The 20,358-nt window shown below is 38.2% G+C and carries 22 protein-coding genes; 9 read left to right on the top strand and 13 right to left on the bottom strand.

Annotated elements, in window-relative coordinates; all coding sequences use genetic code 11:
• Position 1: 1 nt before the first annotated feature.
• Together argS and rocF are read right to left on the bottom strand one after the other, a co-directional pair.
• Positions 2-1,780 (bottom strand): arginine--tRNA ligase, encoded by a 1,779-nt coding sequence (argS, locus tag HQN86_RS20730; protein ID WP_172662796.1) that lies wholly within the window; start codon positions 1,778-1,780, stop codon positions 2-4.
• A 25-nt stretch (positions 1,781-1,805) separates the two neighbouring features.
• Positions 1,806-2,756 carry an arginase gene (rocF, locus tag HQN86_RS20725; RefSeq protein WP_172662795.1) on the bottom strand — a complete coding sequence of 317 codons (951 nt, stop codon included), beginning with the start codon at positions 2,754-2,756 and terminating at the stop codon, positions 1,806-1,808.
• 103 nt (positions 2,757-2,859) lie between these two features.
• Here rocF and HQN86_RS20720 point away from each other — a divergent pair, with 103 nt between their 5' ends.
• Positions 2,860-4,251, top strand: coding sequence for an arginine decarboxylase (locus HQN86_RS20720; RefSeq protein WP_048905642.1), 1,392 nt, complete (start codon positions 2,860-2,862; stop codon positions 4,249-4,251).
• Positions 4,252-4,315: 64 nt separating this feature from the next.
• Here HQN86_RS20720 and HQN86_RS20715 read toward each other — a convergent pair whose 3' ends face one another.
• The 4 genes from HQN86_RS20715 to HQN86_RS20700 all read right to left on the bottom strand — a co-directional run bounded on the left by HQN86_RS20715 (position 4,316) and on the right by HQN86_RS20700 (position 7,417).
• Positions 4,316-4,882, bottom strand: a complete 567-nt coding sequence (locus tag HQN86_RS20715) for an alpha/beta hydrolase (RefSeq protein WP_172662794.1) — start codon at positions 4,880-4,882, stop codon at positions 4,316-4,318.
• A 114-nt stretch (positions 4,883-4,996) separates the two neighbouring features.
• Complete coding sequence (locus HQN86_RS20710; RefSeq protein ID WP_172662793.1) at positions 4,997-5,614, bottom strand: 3-keto-disaccharide hydrolase; 618 nt, start codon at positions 5,612-5,614, stop codon at positions 4,997-4,999.
• A gap of 277 nt (positions 5,615-5,891) precedes the next feature.
• Positions 5,892-6,716 carry an ion transporter gene (locus tag HQN86_RS20705; RefSeq protein ID WP_172662792.1) on the bottom strand — a complete coding sequence of 275 codons (825 nt, stop codon included), beginning with the start codon at positions 6,714-6,716 and terminating at the stop codon, positions 5,892-5,894.
• A 5-nt stretch (positions 6,717-6,721) separates the two neighbouring features.
• The gene (locus tag HQN86_RS20700; RefSeq protein ID WP_172662791.1) at positions 6,722-7,417 is read right to left on the bottom strand and encodes a DUF421 domain-containing protein; all 696 of its coding nucleotides are present in this window, start codon (positions 7,415-7,417) and stop codon (positions 6,722-6,724) included.
• A 132-nt stretch (positions 7,418-7,549) separates the two neighbouring features.
• Between HQN86_RS20700 and HQN86_RS20695 the strand changes: the two genes are divergently transcribed.
• Positions 7,550-8,551, top strand: coding sequence for a glycoside hydrolase family 5 protein (locus HQN86_RS20695; protein ID WP_246269699.1), 1,002 nt, complete (start codon positions 7,550-7,552; stop codon positions 8,549-8,551).
• A 13-nt stretch (positions 8,552-8,564) separates the two neighbouring features.
• Here HQN86_RS20695 and HQN86_RS20690 read toward each other — a convergent pair whose 3' ends face one another.
• Positions 8,565-8,996 (bottom strand): hypothetical protein, encoded by a 432-nt coding sequence (locus HQN86_RS20690; protein ID WP_172662790.1) that lies wholly within the window; start codon positions 8,994-8,996, stop codon positions 8,565-8,567.
• Between the two features lie 170 nt (positions 8,997-9,166).
• Between HQN86_RS20690 and HQN86_RS20685 the strand changes: the two genes are divergently transcribed.
• Positions 9,167-9,595: a RidA family protein gene (locus HQN86_RS20685; protein WP_216854470.1), complete on the top strand. Its 429-nt coding sequence runs from the start codon at positions 9,167-9,169 to the stop codon at positions 9,593-9,595.
• Positions 9,596-9,631: 36 nt separating this feature from the next.
• On the opposite strand, the gene HQN86_RS20680 is transcribed toward HQN86_RS20685, so the two are convergent.
• On the bottom strand, positions 9,632-10,195 hold the full coding sequence (locus tag HQN86_RS20680; RefSeq protein WP_317171725.1) for a Crp/Fnr family transcriptional regulator: 564 nt from the start codon (positions 10,193-10,195) through the stop codon (positions 9,632-9,634).
• 191 nt (positions 10,196-10,386) lie between these two features.
• Here HQN86_RS20680 and HQN86_RS20675 point away from each other — a divergent pair, with 191 nt between their 5' ends.
• The 3 genes from HQN86_RS20675 to HQN86_RS20665 all read left to right on the top strand — a co-directional run bounded on the left by HQN86_RS20675 (position 10,387) and on the right by HQN86_RS20665 (position 12,897).
• Positions 10,387-10,698 (top strand): hypothetical protein, encoded by a 312-nt coding sequence (locus tag HQN86_RS20675; protein ID WP_172662788.1) that lies wholly within the window; start codon positions 10,387-10,389, stop codon positions 10,696-10,698.
• 132 nt (positions 10,699-10,830) lie between these two features.
• Positions 10,831-11,565, top strand: a complete 735-nt coding sequence (locus tag HQN86_RS20670) for a hypothetical protein (protein ID WP_172662787.1) — start codon at positions 10,831-10,833, stop codon at positions 11,563-11,565.
• Between the two features lie 210 nt (positions 11,566-11,775).
• The gene (locus tag HQN86_RS20665; RefSeq protein WP_172662786.1) at positions 11,776-12,897 is read left to right on the top strand and encodes an acyltransferase family protein; all 1,122 of its coding nucleotides are present in this window, start codon (positions 11,776-11,778) and stop codon (positions 12,895-12,897) included.
• A gap of 21 nt (positions 12,898-12,918) precedes the next feature.
• Here the strand turns inward: HQN86_RS20665 and HQN86_RS20660 are convergent, their stop codons facing one another.
• Complete coding sequence (locus HQN86_RS20660; RefSeq protein ID WP_172662785.1) at positions 12,919-13,350, bottom strand: Hsp20/alpha crystallin family protein; 432 nt, start codon at positions 13,348-13,350, stop codon at positions 12,919-12,921.
• 76 nt (positions 13,351-13,426) lie between these two features.
• Here HQN86_RS20660 and HQN86_RS20655 point away from each other — a divergent pair, with 76 nt between their 5' ends.
• Positions 13,427-13,918, top strand: a complete 492-nt coding sequence (locus tag HQN86_RS20655; protein WP_172662784.1) for an acyl-CoA thioesterase — start codon at positions 13,427-13,429, stop codon at positions 13,916-13,918.
• 17 nt (positions 13,919-13,935) lie between these two features.
• Here HQN86_RS20655 and HQN86_RS20650 read toward each other — a convergent pair whose 3' ends face one another.
• Positions 13,936-15,333 (bottom strand): FAD-binding oxidoreductase, encoded by a 1,398-nt coding sequence (locus HQN86_RS20650; protein WP_172662783.1) that lies wholly within the window; start codon positions 15,331-15,333, stop codon positions 13,936-13,938.
• A gap of 48 nt (positions 15,334-15,381) precedes the next feature.
• Entirely contained in the window at positions 15,382-15,762 is a 381-nt protein-coding gene (locus HQN86_RS20645) for a dihydroneopterin aldolase (protein WP_172662782.1), read from the bottom strand.
• Between the two features lie 100 nt (positions 15,763-15,862).
• Between HQN86_RS20645 and HQN86_RS20640 the strand changes: the two genes are divergently transcribed.
• Complete coding sequence (locus HQN86_RS20640) at positions 15,863-17,053, top strand: acyl-CoA dehydrogenase family protein (RefSeq protein ID WP_172662781.1); 1,191 nt, start codon at positions 15,863-15,865, stop codon at positions 17,051-17,053.
• A 31-nt stretch (positions 17,054-17,084) separates the two neighbouring features.
• A complete protein-coding gene (locus tag HQN86_RS20635; RefSeq protein WP_172662780.1) occupies positions 17,085-17,465 on the top strand; it encodes an SRPBCC domain-containing protein in 381 nt (126 codons plus the stop codon).
• Between the two features lie 54 nt (positions 17,466-17,519).
• Here HQN86_RS20635 and lysA read toward each other — a convergent pair whose 3' ends face one another.
• Positions 17,520-18,680: a diaminopimelate decarboxylase gene (lysA, locus tag HQN86_RS20630; protein WP_172662779.1), complete on the bottom strand. Its 1,161-nt coding sequence runs from the start codon at positions 18,678-18,680 to the stop codon at positions 17,520-17,522.
• Between the two features lie 178 nt (positions 18,681-18,858).
• A complete protein-coding gene (locus HQN86_RS20625; RefSeq protein ID WP_172662778.1) occupies positions 18,859-20,172 on the bottom strand; it encodes an aspartate kinase in 1,314 nt (437 codons plus the stop codon).
• Between the last annotated feature and the right edge of the window lie 186 nt (positions 20,173-20,358).

Genomic DNA, 20,358 nt, shown 5'->3' with positions numbered 1-20,358 from the left:
TTTACATTCTTTCTGGTACGGTTATGCCCAGTATATTCATTCCTGTTTTAAGAATGCTGGCAGTAACAGAACTTAAATTCAGGCGGTGTTGTTTAACAGCGCTATCTTCCTCTTTTACAATTGGCGGAACTTCATGGTAGAACTTATTGAACATCTTGGCAACTTCATAAAGATAGTTCGCTAAAGTAGCCGGACTATAAGCCTTTGCGGCTGCTGAGATTTCCGATGGGTATTTAGATAATAACATAATCATCTCCAATTCTGTAGCAGTAATCGCAACTTCAGGAGCATTAACTTCTGTAGAATAACCTCCCTTGTTCAGTAACGATTTTATACGTGCATGAGTGTATTGAATAAACGGCCCCGTGTTCCCTTGAAAATCAATAGATTCAGATGGATCAAACAACAAGCGTTTTTTAGGCTCCACCTTTAAAAGAAAATACTTCAATGCGCCTAATCCTATTTGGTTATATAAAGCTTCTTTTTCTTCCTCAGAAAAATTATTCACTTTACCCAATACTTCAGTCTTTTGCTTGGCTGTAGCCACCATTTCAGCAATCAGATCGTCAGCATCGACCACAGTTCCTTCTCTGGATTTCATTTTACCACTAGGTAAATCAACCATCCCATACGATAAGTGATGTAAGCCTTTAGCCCATGATTTTCCTAATTTTTCAAGTATTAAAAACAACACCTTGAAATGATAGTCCTGTTCGTTACCAACTACATAAATTGACTGATCCATTTTAAAATCATCATACTTCATTTGAGCTGTGCCCAAATCCTGGGTTATATAAACGGAAGTTCCATCAGCACGTAAAACCAACTTCTGGTCTAAACCATCAGCAGTTAAATCAATCCATACAGAACCATCAGGTTTTTTAAAGAAAACACCATTTTCAAGTCCCTCATCAACAGTGTCTTTGCCTAATAAATAAGTATTGCTTTCGTAATAGTATTTATCAAAATCTACTCCCAGATTCTTGTAGGTTACGTCAAAGCCTTCATAAACCCAGCCATTCATCTTTTTCCAAAGATCAATAACCTCTGAATCGCCAGCTTCCCAGTCCTGAAGCATTTTTTGAGCCTCAATAATTAGTGGGGAATTCTTTTTTGCTTCCTCTTCAGTTTGTCCTTCAGTCTTTAACCTATCAATTTCTTTCTTATACTCCTTGTCAAAAATCACATAATATTTACCCACAAGGTGATCTCCTTTTAGGAAAGAGCTTTCAGGAGTTTCGCCGTTCCCCCATCTTTGCCAGGCGAGCATAGATTTACAGATGTGGATACCTCTATCGTTCACCAGGTTTACTTTAATTACCTCATAACCATCAGCTTTAAGTAGCTCAGCTACAGAGTAACCTAACAGGTTATTTCTTACGTGACCTAGGTGTAATGGTTTATTGGTATTTGGTGAAGAATATTCTACCATTACCTTTTGACCATTAGGTTTTATAGATCCGAACTGAGGGCTTAGCAGTTCCTTATTGAATAAGTTTAACCAGTAGGAATCGGCAATGGTTAAATTCAAGAAGCCTTTAATTACATTAAAAGCCGTAACATCCTGTACGTTAGCTACTAGATATTCACCTAGTTCATTCGCCGTTGCCTCAGGTGATTTTTTAGAAAATCTAACTACAGGGAACACTACTATTGTTATTTGTCCTTCAAACTCGCTTCTAGTGTCTTGCAGGTTAATCTGGTTTTCAGGAATGTCCTGATCGTATAATTGCTTTACTGCTGCTATAGTGGCAGTTACTATATGTTGTTCAATATTCATGTTCTTATTTTATTTTGGAGCGTTTTTATTCGTTTCTAAAAGCATTGGTGGCTTTAATTAAAATCTCAAAAGCATGTTCTGCCATTTGATTTTCCTTATCCAATGTCGGATTTACCTCTACAATCTCGAAGCAACAAACCTTTTGATTAGTAATTAGCCTCGACATTAAATTACCAGCTTCACGCTCTGTTAAACCCTGGGCAACAGGAGTTCCTGTTCCTCTTGATGCCGTAGGATCAAGTGAATCTACATCAAAGGAAACATAGATCATGTTGCAATGATCCAGATACTTAAGTGTTTCAATAACAGTTCGCTCTACTCCTCTTTTTCTTAACTCGGCTGTAGTAAATATTTTGACTTTATTTTTTTTAAGCAGGTATTCCTCAGGTTTCTCCATATCCCTTGCAGAAATCAATACCAAGTCACGATAATTAATTTTTGGAGCAATATTGCCTACATTCTTAAGCTGATACCAGTAATTAATGGTTTCCTGATCGAGCTTGTTAACTTTCGACTCCGTATTGTCTTCATCAAGGGCCATGGCAAGTGGCATTCCGTGCATGTTTCCAGACGGCGTAGTGTATGGCGAATGGATATCAGCATGTGCATCAATCCAAATTACCCCTAACTTAGACTTTGGAAAAGCAGCTTTAATACCCGCAATAGTACCTGCTGCTGTGCTATGATCACCGGCAAGTACTATTGGAAACTCATTTTTATTTAGTGTGGCATTTACCTCATCGCTTACCCGCTCTACCATAGTCAAAATACCAGAGATACGCTTGGCAAACGGACTGCCGGTGGTTTCAAGCAGTAAATGGTTCTCATTTGGAACCTCCACAGTTTTATGTTTTTTAAAGAAACGACTGCCAAAGTCCAGCGCGGCAATCTTGATTGCATCTACTCCCAAACTCGCTCCACGTGTACCGGCGCCGATCTCTGATTTTACTTCAATAATTTTTAAAGTCTTAGTCATAAAAAAAATACGGGTGTATTTTATAAAGTGTTTATCTTTGGCAACAAAATTAACTCATTTTAATTTGCCAAACCCTATAAATAATAGTTCAAAAATATAAAAAATGCAGAGTTACTCCGAATTTCTTGATCTAAGTGTTGGTTTTCCTCAGGAAGGTTTCAGCGTTATAGACGACGAATTATATTTTCAAGATCTAAATCTAATGGAAATGATTGAAACCTATGGTACGCCATTACGTTTTACTTACCTCCCTTTGATTAGTAAAAAGATCCAGCAAGCCAAGTTGTTGTTCCAGACGGCTATCATCAAGAACAACTATCGCGGAGATTATAAGTATTGTTATTGCACCAAAAGTTCTCACTTCCGTCACATTGTAGAAGAGGCACTTAAAAATGGCATTCACTTAGAAACTTCATCTGCTTTTGATATGCCAATGATTGAGGCATTAGAGAAAAAAGGCGCTTTAACAAAAGACATAACCGTAATATGTAACGGTTTTAAAACGTATCAATACAAGCAATATATTATCGATATGTTGCATGATGGATATAAAAACATCATCCCGGTTTTAGATAATAAAGAAGAATTTAATCTTTTTGATGATGAGGTTGAATTGGATACGCCATGTAATCTTGGTATCCGGATTGCAGCTGAGGAACAACCCGATTCGCAATTCTATACTTCAAGATTAGGCGTTCGGCTAGAAGATGTAATCGAGTTTTACAACAACAAAATCTCTGCTAATCCAAATTTCAGGGTAAAACTGTTACACTTCTTTATCAATTCGGGTATTACCGACTCTCCTTATTATTGGAATGAATTAGAAAAATACGTTACCCTTTACTGTAAGTTCAAAAAGATTAATCCGGAACTGGATACTTTAGATATTGGTGGTGGTATGCCATTTAAAGATTCATTGGTATTCGATTTCGATTACGAATACATGGTAAATGAGATCGTAAAAAGGATTAAAGAGATTTGTGCTGAGCATGATGTTGTTGAACCAGACATTATTACCGAATTTGGAAAGTACACTGTTGCAGAGGCTTCGGGTATTTTGTACAAAGTATTAGGTCGTAAACAACAAAACGATAGAGAAAAGTGGCTAATGCTTGATGGTTCATTTATTACAAATCTTCCTGATGTTTGGGCATTGAACCAGAAATATATTTTACTTCCGGTAAACAACTGGGATGCAGAATATGAAAGGGTAAATTTAGGCGGGATTACCTGCGACGGACAGGATTACTACAACCAGGAAGCGCACATGAATAGCGTATTTATGCCTAAAACACGTAAAGTACAATATCTGGGTTTCTTTAATACCGGAGCTTACCAGGAAGTGCTAAGTGGTTATGGTGGTATCCATCACTGTTTATTGCCTAGTCCTAAACATGTTATTATACGTAGAAACAGAGATGAAACATTCAACTTCGAAGTTTTCGGAGAAGAGCAAAATAGTAAACAGGTACTTAAAATACTGGGCTATACCTAGGTCATTAATTAATTGTTTTAATACTGGTATTCGGCCTGCGCATTCATTTGTGCAGGCTTCTTAATCATTTCTCTTTGGTATCGTCGGCCAAATCCTGTATATCGTTAATCATATCTGGGATTGCACCATGATAGGAATGATCCACACCAGACAATACTCTCCAATGCCCTCTGGGAATTAACTTTCGGTAGGATTTAAATTGGTGATTAGGGATCACTTCATCGTCTACTGAGTGATAAAAATAAATATTATCCAGTGTGCTGAGCTTACTTAGCAGATCATCTTCTATTGCATATTCAGAGACATCCCAATTCTGATCCTTCCAATAAGGAACGCCAAATAGGATCATTCCTATTACTTTGTCTGGCACAGGCTGTCTGGTAAAATATTTCAATATAATGGAGCCTCCTAAGGAATGACCAAGGAGAATAACCTTACCTGACAAACTATTGAGACTGGTTTCTAAAACTGCTTCCCAATCCAGGAAGGCAGGATGTTCAGTATCCGGCATTGGTGGATATGTAATTGTAAATTTATCGCCAAGATTATTCCTCAGCGCATCTATAATTACTTGCTCCTGCGATGTTGATACATTCCCGGCACCCTGAATAAATAATATTTCATAGCTCATAGATTCTCTTTTAGGTAAATGATTAGGTTAAATATACGTTCCCTGATCTTGTCTGGATTTTTCATATTAATAAGATAAGCATAAAGTCCCTTCTTCCAATACATCAGGACTACTTTAGCGTAACTTTTCAATCATGATATCTTTATAACAGACAATCGCTTTACCACCACCATGGATTTGAAGCCCTATATAACCGGATTGTGGAATATTAGGGTCTGTTTCTTTGTAATCTATCGTCTGATGGCCATTCAAAAAAATACGGATCCGGTTGCCTTCGGCAAGAATCTCAAAATCATTCCAGTCGTCTGGTTTAAGGGTTTTTGCAATCAGTGTAGAATCTGGCATAGCTAAGGTTATATTTCTACGGGATTCATCATACAGGCTTGCCCAATAACCAGGACCGATATCACCCTGGTAACCTTTCATTTCATTAGGTGGATTAGTTAATCTTTGACTCCTGAATTGCACGCCTGCATTTACAAATCCCTGGTTACCCGTTAACTTAAATTTCAGACGTAATTTAAAATCGTTATAAATGTTTGAAGTTACCAGGAAATCGTTTTCGGGAACTTCCTGAGATAAAGATCCGCCAGTTATTACACCGTCCTTAATCTGCCAGGTTCTAATGGTGTCGCCTTCCCAGCCATTAAAAGTTCTGCCATCAAAAAGAGTCATAAAATGTTTTCCTGAAATGTTTTTGTTGGATAATCGACATCCGTATAACAAATTCATTAAGAGCGTTAAACAAATTATTGAAGAAGAGATCGCAGAACGCATAGATTGGAAATGATATATAAAATGAAAATTTATAAACTGTCTTGCCCTAATATAGTTATAAAGGTTTATTTAAGAAGGCCTGCGGCCATTGAAATTACATCAAAATACCATAAAACTGCTATTTGATTATCAGTGCTGCTGCGTTCTCTTTAGGTTTGAAACTAGTTTAACCTAAAACCACAATCATTATACCTTTCTGGTTCCCACCGCATATTCGCAGGTATAAGCAAAGCTATTTATATAAAGAGGAGCCGCAATACTTACAGAATAGTGCATCACTATCATGCCCCTCTTTACTGCAGTTTGGGCATGATTCATATTTATGCTTTTTCTTTCGTGCTGCCAGAGCCAGATCATGGGTGATGATACCTGTAGGCACTGCAATTATCGCGTAACCAGTAAGCATGACTATAGAAGCAACGAATTTCCCCATTGGGGTAACAGGTGAAATATCGCCATATCCTACTGTAGTAATTGTAACTATCGCCCAATAGATGCTTTCAGGAATATTTGAAAACCCGTTTTCTCGTTTTTCAACAAGATACATGATTGATCCCAGGATTATAGTGAGGGTAAGTACAGTCAATAAAAAGATGCTGATTTTCCGAATGCTATCCTTGAGCGCTTGAGTAAGAAAATTGATTTCTGTTAAAAAATGCCCGAGCTTAAATATTCTGAATACTCTCAGGAGTCGTAAGGCCCTGAACACCAATAAGGATTGGGCGCCAATAAAGAAAATACTTAAATACGAGGGTAAAAGCGCGATCAAATCTATGATACCCAACAGGCTGAATACGTATTTAACAGGTCGTCTGATACTGACAAGACGTAAAATGTATTCAATGGTAAACAAGGCACAAAATACCCATTCTATGCGATTAAATAGTGTTCCATACTGTCGGTGAATGTGTTCAACGCTATCGAGCATAACCACTATGATACTGGTAAAAATTGCTATTAACAATCCGACGTCAAAAGCTTTACCTGCCCGCGTATTGGATTCATAAATGATCTCATGGAGGCTGAAACGCCAGTCTTTTTTATCTTTCGGTTCCATATCTCCTATTTTATCCTTCGGCTGTTAATGGCTTTCACCCATTGTTTGCGTTGGCATTTTTTACATTTATGCGTTGAAGTCACGGGAAGTTCTTCTACGTTACCGCAGTATGAGCAGGCATACTTTCCTGCCTTTTGGATCTTAACCATACTTAGTTCAAATAACGCAGGTAGTATTGGTAGACCATACTTTACCTCTTCGTCCGGATAATAATAGATGCTAATATTGCCCGAGGTTTCCAATATCGCTGTCTCAACTTGGCCCAAGTGAGAAATGCTTTGCTGCCTTAATTCTGAAAAAAACTCGTCGTAAGCAAGTCCTTCCTTACCGAATTCTTCAATTGAGAACTCCCCATTTTTAATTAAGTGAACACACTTTCCTTCTATAAGGTCATCGAGTTTTTTACTTTTTGCCATTAAATAGGTGGTCAGTCTGTAGGCACCAACAATTACAGCAAAAATGATTACCGGAACTAATAAGCCAATCTCCTTGTAAAACATCGGATCACCGGCAGCAGAGCCCAAACTTATAATTACTACCAGTTCAAAAACTGAAAGCTGTCGTACACCACGTTTCCCCAATAATCTCAAACCAAAAAGGATGATAAAATACATCACAAGTGTTCGGATGGATATTTCAATCATGAACTCCCAGTTCTCTTTGCCAATGAGGAATCCGGACCAATCTATGGATAATAGCATAATGAAAATTTAGATTTAATTACATAGTGCAATAACTCTACCAAATAGTTTACTGCTGTTAACATTCCATAACCATTTTTTATCAAAAGGATCCCGGTAAATGGCTAACTTGTGACTTCATAAAATACCTATATGGCAGCAAATAAACATTGTACGATCAAAATTTCAGGAATAGTGATGCTTTTATTTTGGTCAGTAACATTTTGCAAGGCACAGTCCGCTAATGCAGTGAATTTACATGGCGCTTTAAAAGTTCGAGATGGTAAAATTTTGAATAGCTACAACAAACCACCTCAATTGAGAGGAATAAGTTTATCGTGGAGCGCATGGGGAGGAAGAAAATATTATAACCCGGAAGTTGTAACCTGGCTAAAGAAAGATTTCAAGATCAGCTTATTGCGTGTTGCTATGGCTGTTGAACCAGATAGTGGGTATTTGAAAGATCCTGATGGACAAGAAAGACTCATTACAGCAGTTGTTGATGCGGCGATCAAAGAAGGTATATATGTTTTAATAGATTGGCACGATCATCATGCCAACGTGAACATAAACGAAGCAAAATCCTTTTTTAAAAAGATGTCGGCAAAATATTCAGGGGTTCCTAATATTATATACGAAATATGGAATGAGCCTGAGCGTGTAGAGTGGAAAGTGGTGAAGGACTATGCATTAGAAGTTATAGCTGAAATACGTAAAAATGACAAAGAAAACATTATTGTGATAGGTAGCCCTAACTGGGATCAGGACATTGATATCGCAGCCAAAGATCCCATAAAAGGCTTCAAGAATATTGCTTATTCATTTCATTTCTATGCATCCGATCCTGATCATCAGGATAAACTTATGAACAAAGCAAATTTAGCACTTGGTCTTGAGCTACCAATTATGGTAACGGAATGGGGTGTTGGAGAAGCAAATGGAAATGGAGTGTTTGATGTACAAAAAAGTGACAAGTGGGTGAATTGGATGGAACAGCATAAACTAAGTTCCGCAAATTGGAACCTGACCGATAAAAAAGAGACCACTGCGCTGCTTTTACCCGGTGCCCCGATATCGGGAGGTTGGTCACAGGAAATGCTTACTCCGGCGGGGATTTATATCAGATCGCTGCTCATCAATCTAAATAAAAATTAAACAGGTATAATAGCTATTGTAATCGCGGAGCTGATTTACGTTTCTTATTTAAAAGAATAATATAGAATAAATAGGCCCCAAAAAACACTCCTGCTATGGTTGCATAAATATCATTGACATCAAATGTAAGGCCGGTTCCCTTTTGTGTTATTTCGTGTACAAGAAATCCTGTTAAGCCGGTGATGGCAAATGCAAATAACAATAATAGTTTGGATTTCTTTGAAACGAGTTTATCAGATGAGCCTTCCACTAGAATAATTATTACTATTGCAATTGACATAAAAGCTAACGGTGCAAGAAAATTAGGTAACCATCCTAATGTTTCGCTAACTAATCCATATTCTTTTCGTCCATACATTGGCCTTAAAAAAGTCCGGACCAATTCATTTAGGATTAAAATTATAGCCGGAAGAAAAAGAATCAGTCTGTTTTTTTGTCGTGTCATACTCGATAAAGTTAAGCATATCACACCTTCTCAACCAAAGAAAGTTAACAGGTCTTTTAAACAAAGCGACCTGACACTACATGTTAAAATAGTTTAATGCCATTTATTAAAATAGTTTAATGGAAGACAGTTTAAGCAAAACTACCTTTATTGGTAATTAACATAATGGAATGATGAGTAACAAACACAAGAAAATGGAAATTTCACAAATTAAAATTACGCCTGACACCTATGCTCCTTTCCGCTTGGCTCAGGGACATCGCGTGGGAGATTTGCTATTTATTTCGGGCCAGACCGCTATTGATGATGACGGCAAGCTGATCGGTCTGGGCGACTTTGATGCGCAGGCAAAAAAAACCTTTGAGAACCTTGAAAAGGTACTCAAAGCAGGTGGCTCAAGTTTTAAGAACCTTGTCAAGGTAACCATATTGCTGCGTGATATGGCCAATTTTGAAAAGATAGTAGAGCTCCGCGGCAGATACTTCTGCGAGCCATACCCTGCTGATACAATTATGGAAGTCTCTTCTCTATTTTCCAAAGATGCCCTTATTGAAATAGAAGCAATTGCAGTTGCCGATAATGCTGCGATCTGGAAGTAAGCATGTAAGTCAACGGAGACGTTGTCTCCGTTTCTTTTATTTTTTAGCAATCTCTTTCCGTATCTGGCTCAAAAATACAGGTGTGATGCCCAGAAATGAAGCAATATGCTTTTGAGGTAGCCTTTGTTCGATATGTGGATAAAGATCCAACAACGCAAGATACCTTTCTTTGCCCGACATGCTGATGGAATTCAGCAAACGCTGATCTTGGGCCATACTGGAACTTTCATTTAATATCCGCCAGAAACGTTCCATTTTCGGTACGTTCTCCATCAATCTCTCCCGGCCCTCCAGGTCTATCTGCAGCAGCACAGACCCCTCAAGGCTAATGATATTCCGGCTTGCTGGCTGTTGCTTTAAAAAGCTGGTCAAATCCGATATCCACCAGTCTTCCAGGGCGAAATGCAAGGTGTGCTCATCACCCCTGCTATCTACATAAAAGGACCGGAGAAAGCCTTCAGATACATAGCTCTCATAACGGCATAGCTCTCCTTGTGCAAGCAAGTATTGTTTGGGAAGTAACTTACGTATCTTAAAGAACGAGCAAATATAATCCTTCTCCTGGCTGTCGAGACCGATCCGGCGTTCGATGTGCCGCACAAGTCTATTGTAATGTTCTTTGGTGTGCTCTTGCATACTGCTTGCAATTTACGAATTTAAACTAAGCAGGGATTACCTGCGAAATACCTAGGCCTATAGTAAACATTTAATCATCTGATCAAAAGCTTTTATTGAAAGAAGCCAAACATGTGAGTGCTGCAATTGTTAATCTTATACTAAAAAAAAGAAAAATGGAAAATTTTAGCAGCAGTACAGACAAAGATCATGATAATATACATCCCAAACCAACTGAAGACGCAGGGGCACAAATTGAAACAGTAACTCCGGACACAGAAAAGGAAGGGACTCCTAATGACCGAAAAGTCATTCCTCCGAGTACTGAGGACGCCTCTCAAGCTGATCAAAAAGACAGTCCGGAAGATATTCAGGAGAAAGATAAATCTGATGCCAGCGGCACTGAAGATGCTGATTCCGAAAATACTGAACCCGGTCAGGATAAAAATGAAGGGGATGTTCCGCCAATAGAAACAGTTGCCCCTTAATTCCGAAAGGGACCCTGGCAATTGTTTAATATTTGTGAGAAATTTTGTGAGTCGCTTTGTAATTTTTGTAATTATCGAGTGACGAATTGCCGGAATAGTTGGTAATTAGTTTTGTAAAAGTTAAATTTAATTATGAGAACAAATGCCATGCACTCGGAGCTTTCGAGCACACAATCCAAGACCATATTCGGGCCAGGCCCGCTTGCAGTTGAACTTTTTGAGCGGCTGCCTGTTGCAGTATATACCTGCGACTCTTCAGGATACATTACCTCCTACAATCAGGCTGCAGCGATGCTTTGGGGAAGGGAACCTGAGCTAAACAAGGATCTTTGGTGTGGATCGCGGAAGGTTTTTTATACTAATGGCGAACCCATGGCACTTGACAGCTGCCCAATGGCAGTAGCATTGAGCGAAGGTTCACAGGCTAACGGGACCGAAACCACCCTTGAACGTCCTGATGGTTCCAGAAAAAGTGTATTTGAGCATCCGGTTCTTTTATTTAACGATCAGGGCCAGCTGTGCGGAGCCGTTAACACGCTTATAGGCATAGCTGAACAAAAAAACGCGGAGCTTCAATTGCTGAAGCTACTTGAGCAAGTAAAAGAACTTAGTATAAATGAGCAAGAATTCACCGACCTGGCCAGCCAGGAGTTTAAAACTACGTTGGCAAGTGTTTCCCAATATCTGGAATTGATCTTGCGGTCAGTCCGGCCAGATGACGCAAACTCAACGCTGCTCATCAGAGCACAAAAACAACTAATGGCGATACATAAGCTAGTGTGCAGACTAATTGAAACGGGTAAAAATGCAAAGCTGCTTACTTATTTATTCATTAGCGGCCTTCCTGAGAGCTTGGTTATTCTTTAGCAGCCTTTCCTGTTTAGGGGACAGGCAATTTTGTTGCTCTTTATCAAAAGAGAATCTGCTCCTAAATTCACGGGCATTAGATAGGTGTTGCATAATTATTCTGTTCGGCTCGTTGTAAATTTGGCTGGGCTATTAATTTTAAATATCTTGGGGCACTAACAAATCAGGGGCTATTGCCGCATAAATTTAGCCTGGCAGGATATATAATAAATGGATACGAACAAAACCACCACCACAATTCTTCAAACAAAACAGCACTTTGAAATTCTCGATGGATTGAGGGGCATTGCTGCATGGGCTGTTGTAATATTTCATTTTATGGAGTGGGCTTACACCGATCCTGGCCAGAACTTTATTGGGCACGGTTTTTTAGCTGTCGATTTCTTCTTCTGCCTTTCTGGATTTGTAATAGGGTATGCCTACGACGATCGTATAGGAAAAATGGGAGTTCTCGAGTTTTTTAAATCAAGGATTATCAGGTTGCACCCGCTAGTTATAGCCGGATCGATATTAGGCTTGCTGGCGTTTTTGTTCGATCCATTTGGAGGTCATCCAGAATTGTATAATACTGGTAAGATCATCCTTACGTTTTTGTGTTCGTTATTGCTTATCCCCTTGCCTATAATAGAAGATCGTGGATTTAACCTGTTCAGCTTCAATGCACCATCATGGTCTTTATTTTGGGAATATATAGCTAATATCGTTTACGCATTTGTACTTTATAACATTAAACGCAGCTATCTGCTATTGTTAACCGTACTTGCAGCGGCAGCGATTTGCCTGGTCAGTTATCGCTCAGGAAATTTATTGGGTGGTTGGAGCGGTCCAACCTTTTGGGATGGGGCTGCCCGGATATCATATTCTTTTTTAGCAGGATTGCTTATTTACCGTTCCAACTGGATCATCAAGAACAAGCTGGGATTTATTAGCCTGGCCATATTATTATTTCTGGCCTTTTTAATGCCATCCTCAAAATGGAATTGGTTATCCGAACCTTTCATCGTACTATTTTATTTCCCATTGCTGATCGCGTTGGGTGCAGGTGCTATATTGGCTCCTGGCCTTAAAAAGTTTTGTGTCTTTTCAGGTAAGATTTCTTATCCATTATACATGACACATTATGCCGTGTTGTGGATGTTCGGGAATTACTACACCAGTCATAAGGTAAGCTCCATGCAACTTACGTGGATAATTGTTGCCGGACTAATTCTACTTACCGGGGCAGCATACCTGATAATGGTAGTTTATGATATTCCCGTAAGAAAATATTTAAGTAATAAGCGCACCGCAAAAAGAAAGGGTGCACCCTCCGGCGCACCCTTATCTACCTAAAAAAACCAAACTCTAACCTAATTATGAAACTTTAATTTCTTTGTTTTGAGATTTCACTTCGTCTTTTCCAATCGTGATATTTAAAATCCCGTTCACATATTCAGCAGTAATGTTATCTGCATTTACGCTTTCAGGTAATACAAAGGATCTGGCAAATGAGAAGTAATCAAACTCTCTGCGTGTGTAATCTTTTTTCTCTTCTGTTTCGCTTGTTTTTTTCTCGGCCCAAACAGAAAGTGTGTCTTTTTTTAAGTTGATTTGAAAATCTTCTTTAGTTAAACCCGGCGCAGCGATTTCAATTTTATACTCGGTTTCGGTTTCTAAAATGTTTACGCCCGGCACTTTGTTAATCGTTAAGTTTTTATTTATGGCTTCACTAAACAAAGAGTCAAATACATTGTTAAAGTAAGGTGCGGTGTTTCTGGTTCTGTTGTTAAATTTTACTAGTGTCATCGTTTATGTTCTCCTATTTTTTAATTTAAATTTTATATAAACCGTATAATCAAGTCCCATACCAACCCCATTTTTTATGATTTTAAAGACATTTTGGCGCAACAAAACAACTAAGCAAGACAAAACGGCAGATATAGTAAACCAAATAGACAGTTTTAAGTATAAAACGACTATAGAAACACGCTTTGCTGATTTTGATATGATGGGGCATGTAAACAACGCAACCTACTTTACCTTCATGGAAATTGCCCGGGCCAAATACTGGAAACAGGCTGTACAATGGGACTGGAAAAAAACAGGTGTGGTCATTGCCCACGCCTCACTGGAATACATCATTCCGGTTTTTCCCGATGATAAAATCAGCATGTACGTTCGTACCTCCAGAATTGGTAAGAGTAGTTTTGACCTGGAATACTTACTGGTTAAGACGCAGAATGGTGAGGAAGTTGTTTGCAGTAAAGGAAAAACGGTGTGCGTAGCCTTTGACTATCGCGCCAAAACCTCGGTAGTGATCCCTGACGAGGAAAAAAACAAGATGATGATCTTTGAGCAACTTGATAGTAATTAACCGAGTTGCTCTTATACTTAAAATATCTTACCTGGATTAAGGATGCCATTAGGATCAAATACACTTTTTATTCCTCGCATCAGATTAAGATTAATCTCGCTGTATTTTATAGGCATAAATTCTTTTTGAACTAGTCCAATACCGTGTTCTCCGGATATAGTTCCTCCCAGGGCACTTGTTAATTCGAATATCTCGACGATGCCGTCTTTGAGTTTGTTTTTCCAATCCTCATCACTCATACCTGCTTTAATGATGTTAATATGTAGGTTGCCGTCGCCTGCATGACCATAACAAACACTTTCAAATCCATACCTGGATCCTATTTCTTTTATACCATTAATCAATTTTGGTAAGGCAGCTCTAGGAACAACCGTATCTTCTTCCTTATAAACGGAATTAGATTTAACAGATTCTGCCATAGTGCGACGCATACGCCATAGATCTTCCTTTTGTTGGGCTGTATCTGCAAAGAGTACATCGCTGCACTCAAATTGTTCAAGAACAAGATTTACCTTTTCGCAATCTTTAAAAATAGCATCCATATCATCGCCATCGAATTCAATTAAAAGGAAGGCGTTTACATCGTCTTTTAGATTGAATTTAATGTCATCAAATTTAATAACCCACTCCACTCCTTTTCTTTCCATAAACTCTAATGCTGATGGAACAATCCCTGCTCTAAATATTGCAGAAACTGCTGCGCAAGCCTTTTCGTTCTCTCCGAAAGAAGCAAGCATTAAAACACTTTGCTGAGGCTTGGGAACAAGTTTTGTTACTATTTTAGTAACAACCGCCAACGTGCCTTCAGAGCCAATCATCATTTGGGTAAGATTGTAACCAGATGCATACTTTAGTGTATTAGCGCCCGTCCATATTATTTCGCCAGTAGGCAGAACAACCTCAAGATTTAAAATATATTCTCTTATAGTTCCATATTTAACAACTCTGGGGCCACCAGAACCGTGGGCAACATTGCCACCTATAAAGCAAGAACCTTTGCTTGATGGATCTACAGGATACAGCAGACCGTGTTCGCCTACTGCATTTATAAAGTCTTCGGTAATAACGCCCGGCTCAACAGTTGCCTGAAGGTTTTCCGTATCTATTTCAATTATGGCTTTAAACTTTTCCATAGACAATAGCACCCCTCCATATATGGGTAATGCTGCCCCACTAAGTCCGGTACCACCCCCACGTGGGGTAACAGGAACGTGATACTTATTACATAGCTTTAATAAAGCAGAAATTGAATTTGCATCGGTTGGCTTAACTACAATCTCTGGATAATATCTAAGGTCTTCTGTCTCATCATGACTATATGTATTTAATGATTCCTCATCGGTAAATACATTTGAAGCGCCAATAATTGTTTTTATCTGATCTAATAGGTCGGTTGTAATCTTATTAAATGCCATCTGTCGTTTCGGGTGTTTTTTATTAGCTATTAAAATTAGGATCGTAGTTTAGGAGTTTGCAGAGCGATAGCTCAATTGTACAAATGAATGTCCAATTTCGCCAGGCATTGGCGGATTTAGTTTTTTAATACCAACCTCGGCGGTATGTATAAATGGATAATTATCAACCACTCTATCCAAAATACTTTTCACTACCGTTTCGAGCATTTTTCGGGTGTTTTTCATTTCACCCAATATGATATTGTTCAATATTTCGTAGTTCACCGTACGCTCCAAATTCTCTGTATCTGTATTGGGCGTAAATGTAACCACAACATCAACCGAAAAATAGATGCCAGTAAGCTGTTCTTCAGGGTAATAACCATGAAATGCATAACATTTAACATCCCTTAAAGCAACTGTCTGTATATAGTTTTGAGTATCAATCATTTGACGAAATTAAATTTTTTATCCGTTATAACCAGCCCTTGTCCGAAATTATTACCTTTGAGCACAATAGCTGATTGCATAACCAAATATAGTGGAAACAATGAATAAATCTGCCAAGAAAGACCTTTACGAAGCTCCCGACTATTATTTACTTGATGAATTGCTTTCTGAAGAACATAAACTGATCCGGGCCACTGCAAGAGATTGGGTTAAGAAAGAAGTGAGCCCCATTATTGAAGATTATGCCCAAAAAGCGGAATTCCCTAAACAAATCATCAAGGGGTTGGGAGAAATAGGTGCCTTTGGTCCTACTATTCCCGTTGAATATGGCGGTTCCGGACTTGATTATACGGCTTACGGTATCATCATGCAGGAATTAGAACGTGGAGATTCGGGCATCAGGTCTACCGCTTCTGTGCAGGGTTCTTTGGTAATGTATCCTATTTTTGCTTACGGAACTGAAGAACAACGCAAGAAGTACTTGCCTAAGCTTGCTACTGGTGAATTGATGGGCTGCTTCGGATTAACAGAGCCGGATCACGGATCTAATCCTGGTGGAATGGTAACCAATATTAAAGATAATGGAAGCCACTATTTACTTAATGGTGCAAAAATGTGGATCTCTAATGCTCCCTTTGCAGATATTGCAGTTGTTTGGGCTAAGGATGAATCAGGGAAAATCAGAGGATTGGTTGTGGAGCGCGGTATGGAAGGTTTTACAACTCCGGAAACACATGGAAAATGGAGTTTACGGGCTTCAGCTACAGGTGAATTGGTATTTGATAATGTTAAGGTACCTAAAGAAAATATTTTCCCGGAAATAAGTGGACTTAAAGGGCCTTTGGGTTGTTTAAATCAGGCGCGTTATGGTATTGCATGGGGAGCACTGGGTGCTGCTATGGATTGCTATGATACCGCTTTACGCTATGCTAAAGAACGTGTTCAGTTTGGTAAACCTATTGCTGGCTTTCAATTGCAGCAAAAGAAGTTAGCTGAAATGATTACTGAGATTACGAAAGGCCAGTTACTGGTATGGCGCTTAGGGGTATTGAAAAGCGAAAACAGAGCGACTGCTGAGCAAATTTCTATGGCAAAAAGAAATAGTGTAGAGGTTGCGCTGGACATTGCACGTAACGCCAGACAAATGCTTGGTGGTATGGGGATTACCGGAGAATATTCAATTATGAGGCATATGATGAATCTGGAATCTGTAGTTACATATGAGGGAACACATGATATTCACCTATTAATTACAGGAATGGATGTAACAGGCATAAATGCCTTTAAATAATTTATAAACAGCGGAAATCAATAATCTATTAATGAAGACATTTAAGAAATATACTTACTTACAAGCCCCGCCTGAAGAGGTTTACTGGGCATTAACAAAAGCACAAAGCATACAATTATGGACTGGTGCCGAGGTTGAATTTACAGAAGAAGCGAATACTGAGTTCTCCTTTTGGGATGGCGATATCACTGGTAAGAACATTGAATTTGAATACGGAAAAAGGATAGTACAACAGTGGTATTTTGGTGAGGATAATGAGCCTTCAATAGTAACCATTAAACTGCACGAAGATAAAAAAGGTACTTCTTTGGAGTTTGTCCAAACCAATATTCCAGAAGAAGATTATAAAGATTTTACAGAAGGAATTGAAGAGTACTATTTAGGAGGTCTGGTTGACTTCTTTGACGAATAAGTCGTCATTCTGAAATAAGTTCAGAATGACGACTGCTTTAAAAACAATCGACTATTAGTCAATATCTGTATTGTAAACAGACACAATGTTTTCTCTTAAATTGTAATGTGAAGCCATTACTTCTCCATAAGCTCCAGTACTATTTAAAGCAATAAGATCTCCACGAAGTGTTCCCGGCAATTCTACCTCTTTGCCAAAACAATCCGTGCTTTCACAAATGGGTCCAACTACATCATACTTTACCGAATTTGGTTCTGATACCCGTGAAATATTGGATATTTTATGATAAGCTTGATAAAGTGCCGGTCTCATTAACTCAGTCATACCTGCATCAAGAATAATAAAGTTTTTTTTCTTCCCATTCTTTACGTATAGCACCTTGCTTATTAATGATGAAGATTGTCCTACCAATGCACGACCTAATTCAAAATGAACTTCCTGATTTGATCTGACATTAAGAAAATCTGAAAATATTTTAAAGTAAGCGGCAAAGTCTGGAATCTGCTGCTCCGGATTATGGTAATCAATCCCTAATCCACCGCCAACATTTAATACCTTTACTGTAAAGCCTCTTTCTTCGAACCACTCGGCAAATTCATTTACACGTACACAAAGATTTTTATATACATCAAGATTGGTGATCTGTGAACCGATATGAAAGTGAATCCCAATAAACTCCAGATTACGGGATTTTTTTAAAGTTTCAGCACATAATGGCAAATCCCATGAGTTTATACCAAACTTATTTTCATCCAATCCAGTGGTGATGTTGTGATGAGTATGTGCATCTACATTTGGATTAATACGTATGGCTACCCTTGCTTTTTTGTTTTTCTTGCCCGCTAACTCATTAATAACTTCAAGTTCCTGAATAGATTCTACATTAAAGCAGAAAATATCATTATCTAAAGCACCATTAATTTCCTTGTCAGATTTACCCACGCCAGCAAAAACTATTTGATCTTTCGAGAAGCCGATTTCTATTGCTTTACTTACCTCACCACCACTAACGCAATCGGCTCCAAAGCCTGTAGCCTTTATTTTTTCTAAAACCCGCTGATTGAAGTTTGCTTTCATGGCGTAGTGCACATGAAAATTATATAACTTAGCTGCATCAGCACAGGTACTAAGCGTTTTTTGCAGCAAAGTAAGATCGTAGAAGTAGAAAGGTGTTTCTAAACTTGCGAAGTGCGATATATCTTTATCAGAAAACATAATGTTTAAATATCTTTTTATAATTGTTATTGTTGTTTTGGGTCTGATCTACTTTGGTAATCATCTCGACTATAAAAAGCAAAAGATCAGTGGAAAAGAGTACGAAAGAAGAAATCGTCTCTTCATCGCACTCGTTTTCATTATAACTGGTATTATCTTTTGGCTTAGAAGAAGATAATTATTCAAATAAGCGGTTGTGTAAGCTTTTTAATGCCTCAGTTTTATCAGCTGTATTTATTAGTAATGAAATGTTATAGCTACTACCACCGTATGAGATCATACGCACCGGAATATGTTTAATTGAATCTAATACACGGGCAGCATAACCATGCTTCTCGGCACTGAAATCGCCTACAACACAAACAATCGACTGATCATTATCAACTTCTACACTTCCAAAATCATGTAGTTCTTCAATAATTTTATCAAGGTTATCCGTAAAATCAATAGTTACAGAAACAGCTACTTCAGAAGTAGTGATCATATCAATTGGCGTTTTGTAGCGCTCAAATATCTCAAAAACACGCCTTAAGAAACCATAAGCCAATAACATTCTGCTCGATTGGATTTTTATAGCGGTGATACCATCTTTAGCCGCAATTGATTTTATTTTGCCTTTTTCACTGTCGTTTGTAATCAAAGTACCAGAAGCTGAAGGCTCCATAGTGTTCAATAACCTTACAGGGATCTTGTATTTTTGAGCCGGAAAAACAGATTGCGGGTGCAATATCTTTGCGCCAAAATAAGCTAATTCAGCCGCTTCATCAAACGAAAGCTGGGAGATTGGTTTGGTGCCTTTAACTACCCTTGGATCGTTGTTATGCATACCATCAATATCTGTCCATATCTGAACTTCCTCGGCTAGTATGGCCGCTCCTATTAAAGACGCAGTATAATCACTTCCACCACGTCTTAGGTTATCCACTTCGCCAAAACTGTTTCTGCAGATAAATCCTTGTGTAATGAATAGTTTATTTCCTTTGTTCTGATCTAGTATTGGTTGTAAGTGTTTAGTGGTATAAGGAACATCAGGTTCATTGTCCTCATCAGTTTTCATGAAATCTAAAGCAGGCAACAATACAGATGGAACACCTATAGATTTGAGATAGATATGATATAATGTAGTTGATAACAATTCACCTTGTGCAAGTACTACTTTTTCCTCAATTGGGGTAAAAAGATCGTTTACAAGGGTTTCAAGGAAGTTAAAGTGATAGTTTACTACTTCTTGTCCTTGCTCACGAAAATCGCCTTCCGGTAAAAGCTCAACTACAAATTCATTATATTTCTGATGCAATGCGTTAATAAGACTTAACGCAGCCTGTTTATCTTCCTTTAAAAGTTTGGCTGAAATTTCTACTAAACTGTTCGTTGTGCCAGACACTGCTGAAAGCACTACAATTTGTTCTTCTGCCGGATTAATAATATCCAGCAATTTTTTCATCCGCTCAGGGCTTCCTACAGAAGTTCCTCCAAACTTTAATATTCTCATAGTTTTATAAATTGTTTTTTGGTAATAACCCCATCATCAAAATTCTGATGGTTTCATTATTAGTTATTTAAATTTTAAAGGTTAATATTATTTCAATCAAATTGGTTATATACTTATATTAGGGCGTGAAATTAAAGAAAACGGCGCTAATAATCATGATATTGACGAAATAAAATTTGGAATATT

Source organism: Pedobacter panaciterrae (assembly GCF_013204795.1).
Taxonomy (GTDB): Bacteria; Bacteroidota; Bacteroidia; order Sphingobacteriales; family Sphingobacteriaceae; genus Pedobacter; species Pedobacter panaciterrae.
Note: the sequence above shows the minus strand (reverse complement) of the source record. Positions and strands in the feature narration are given on the sequence as shown.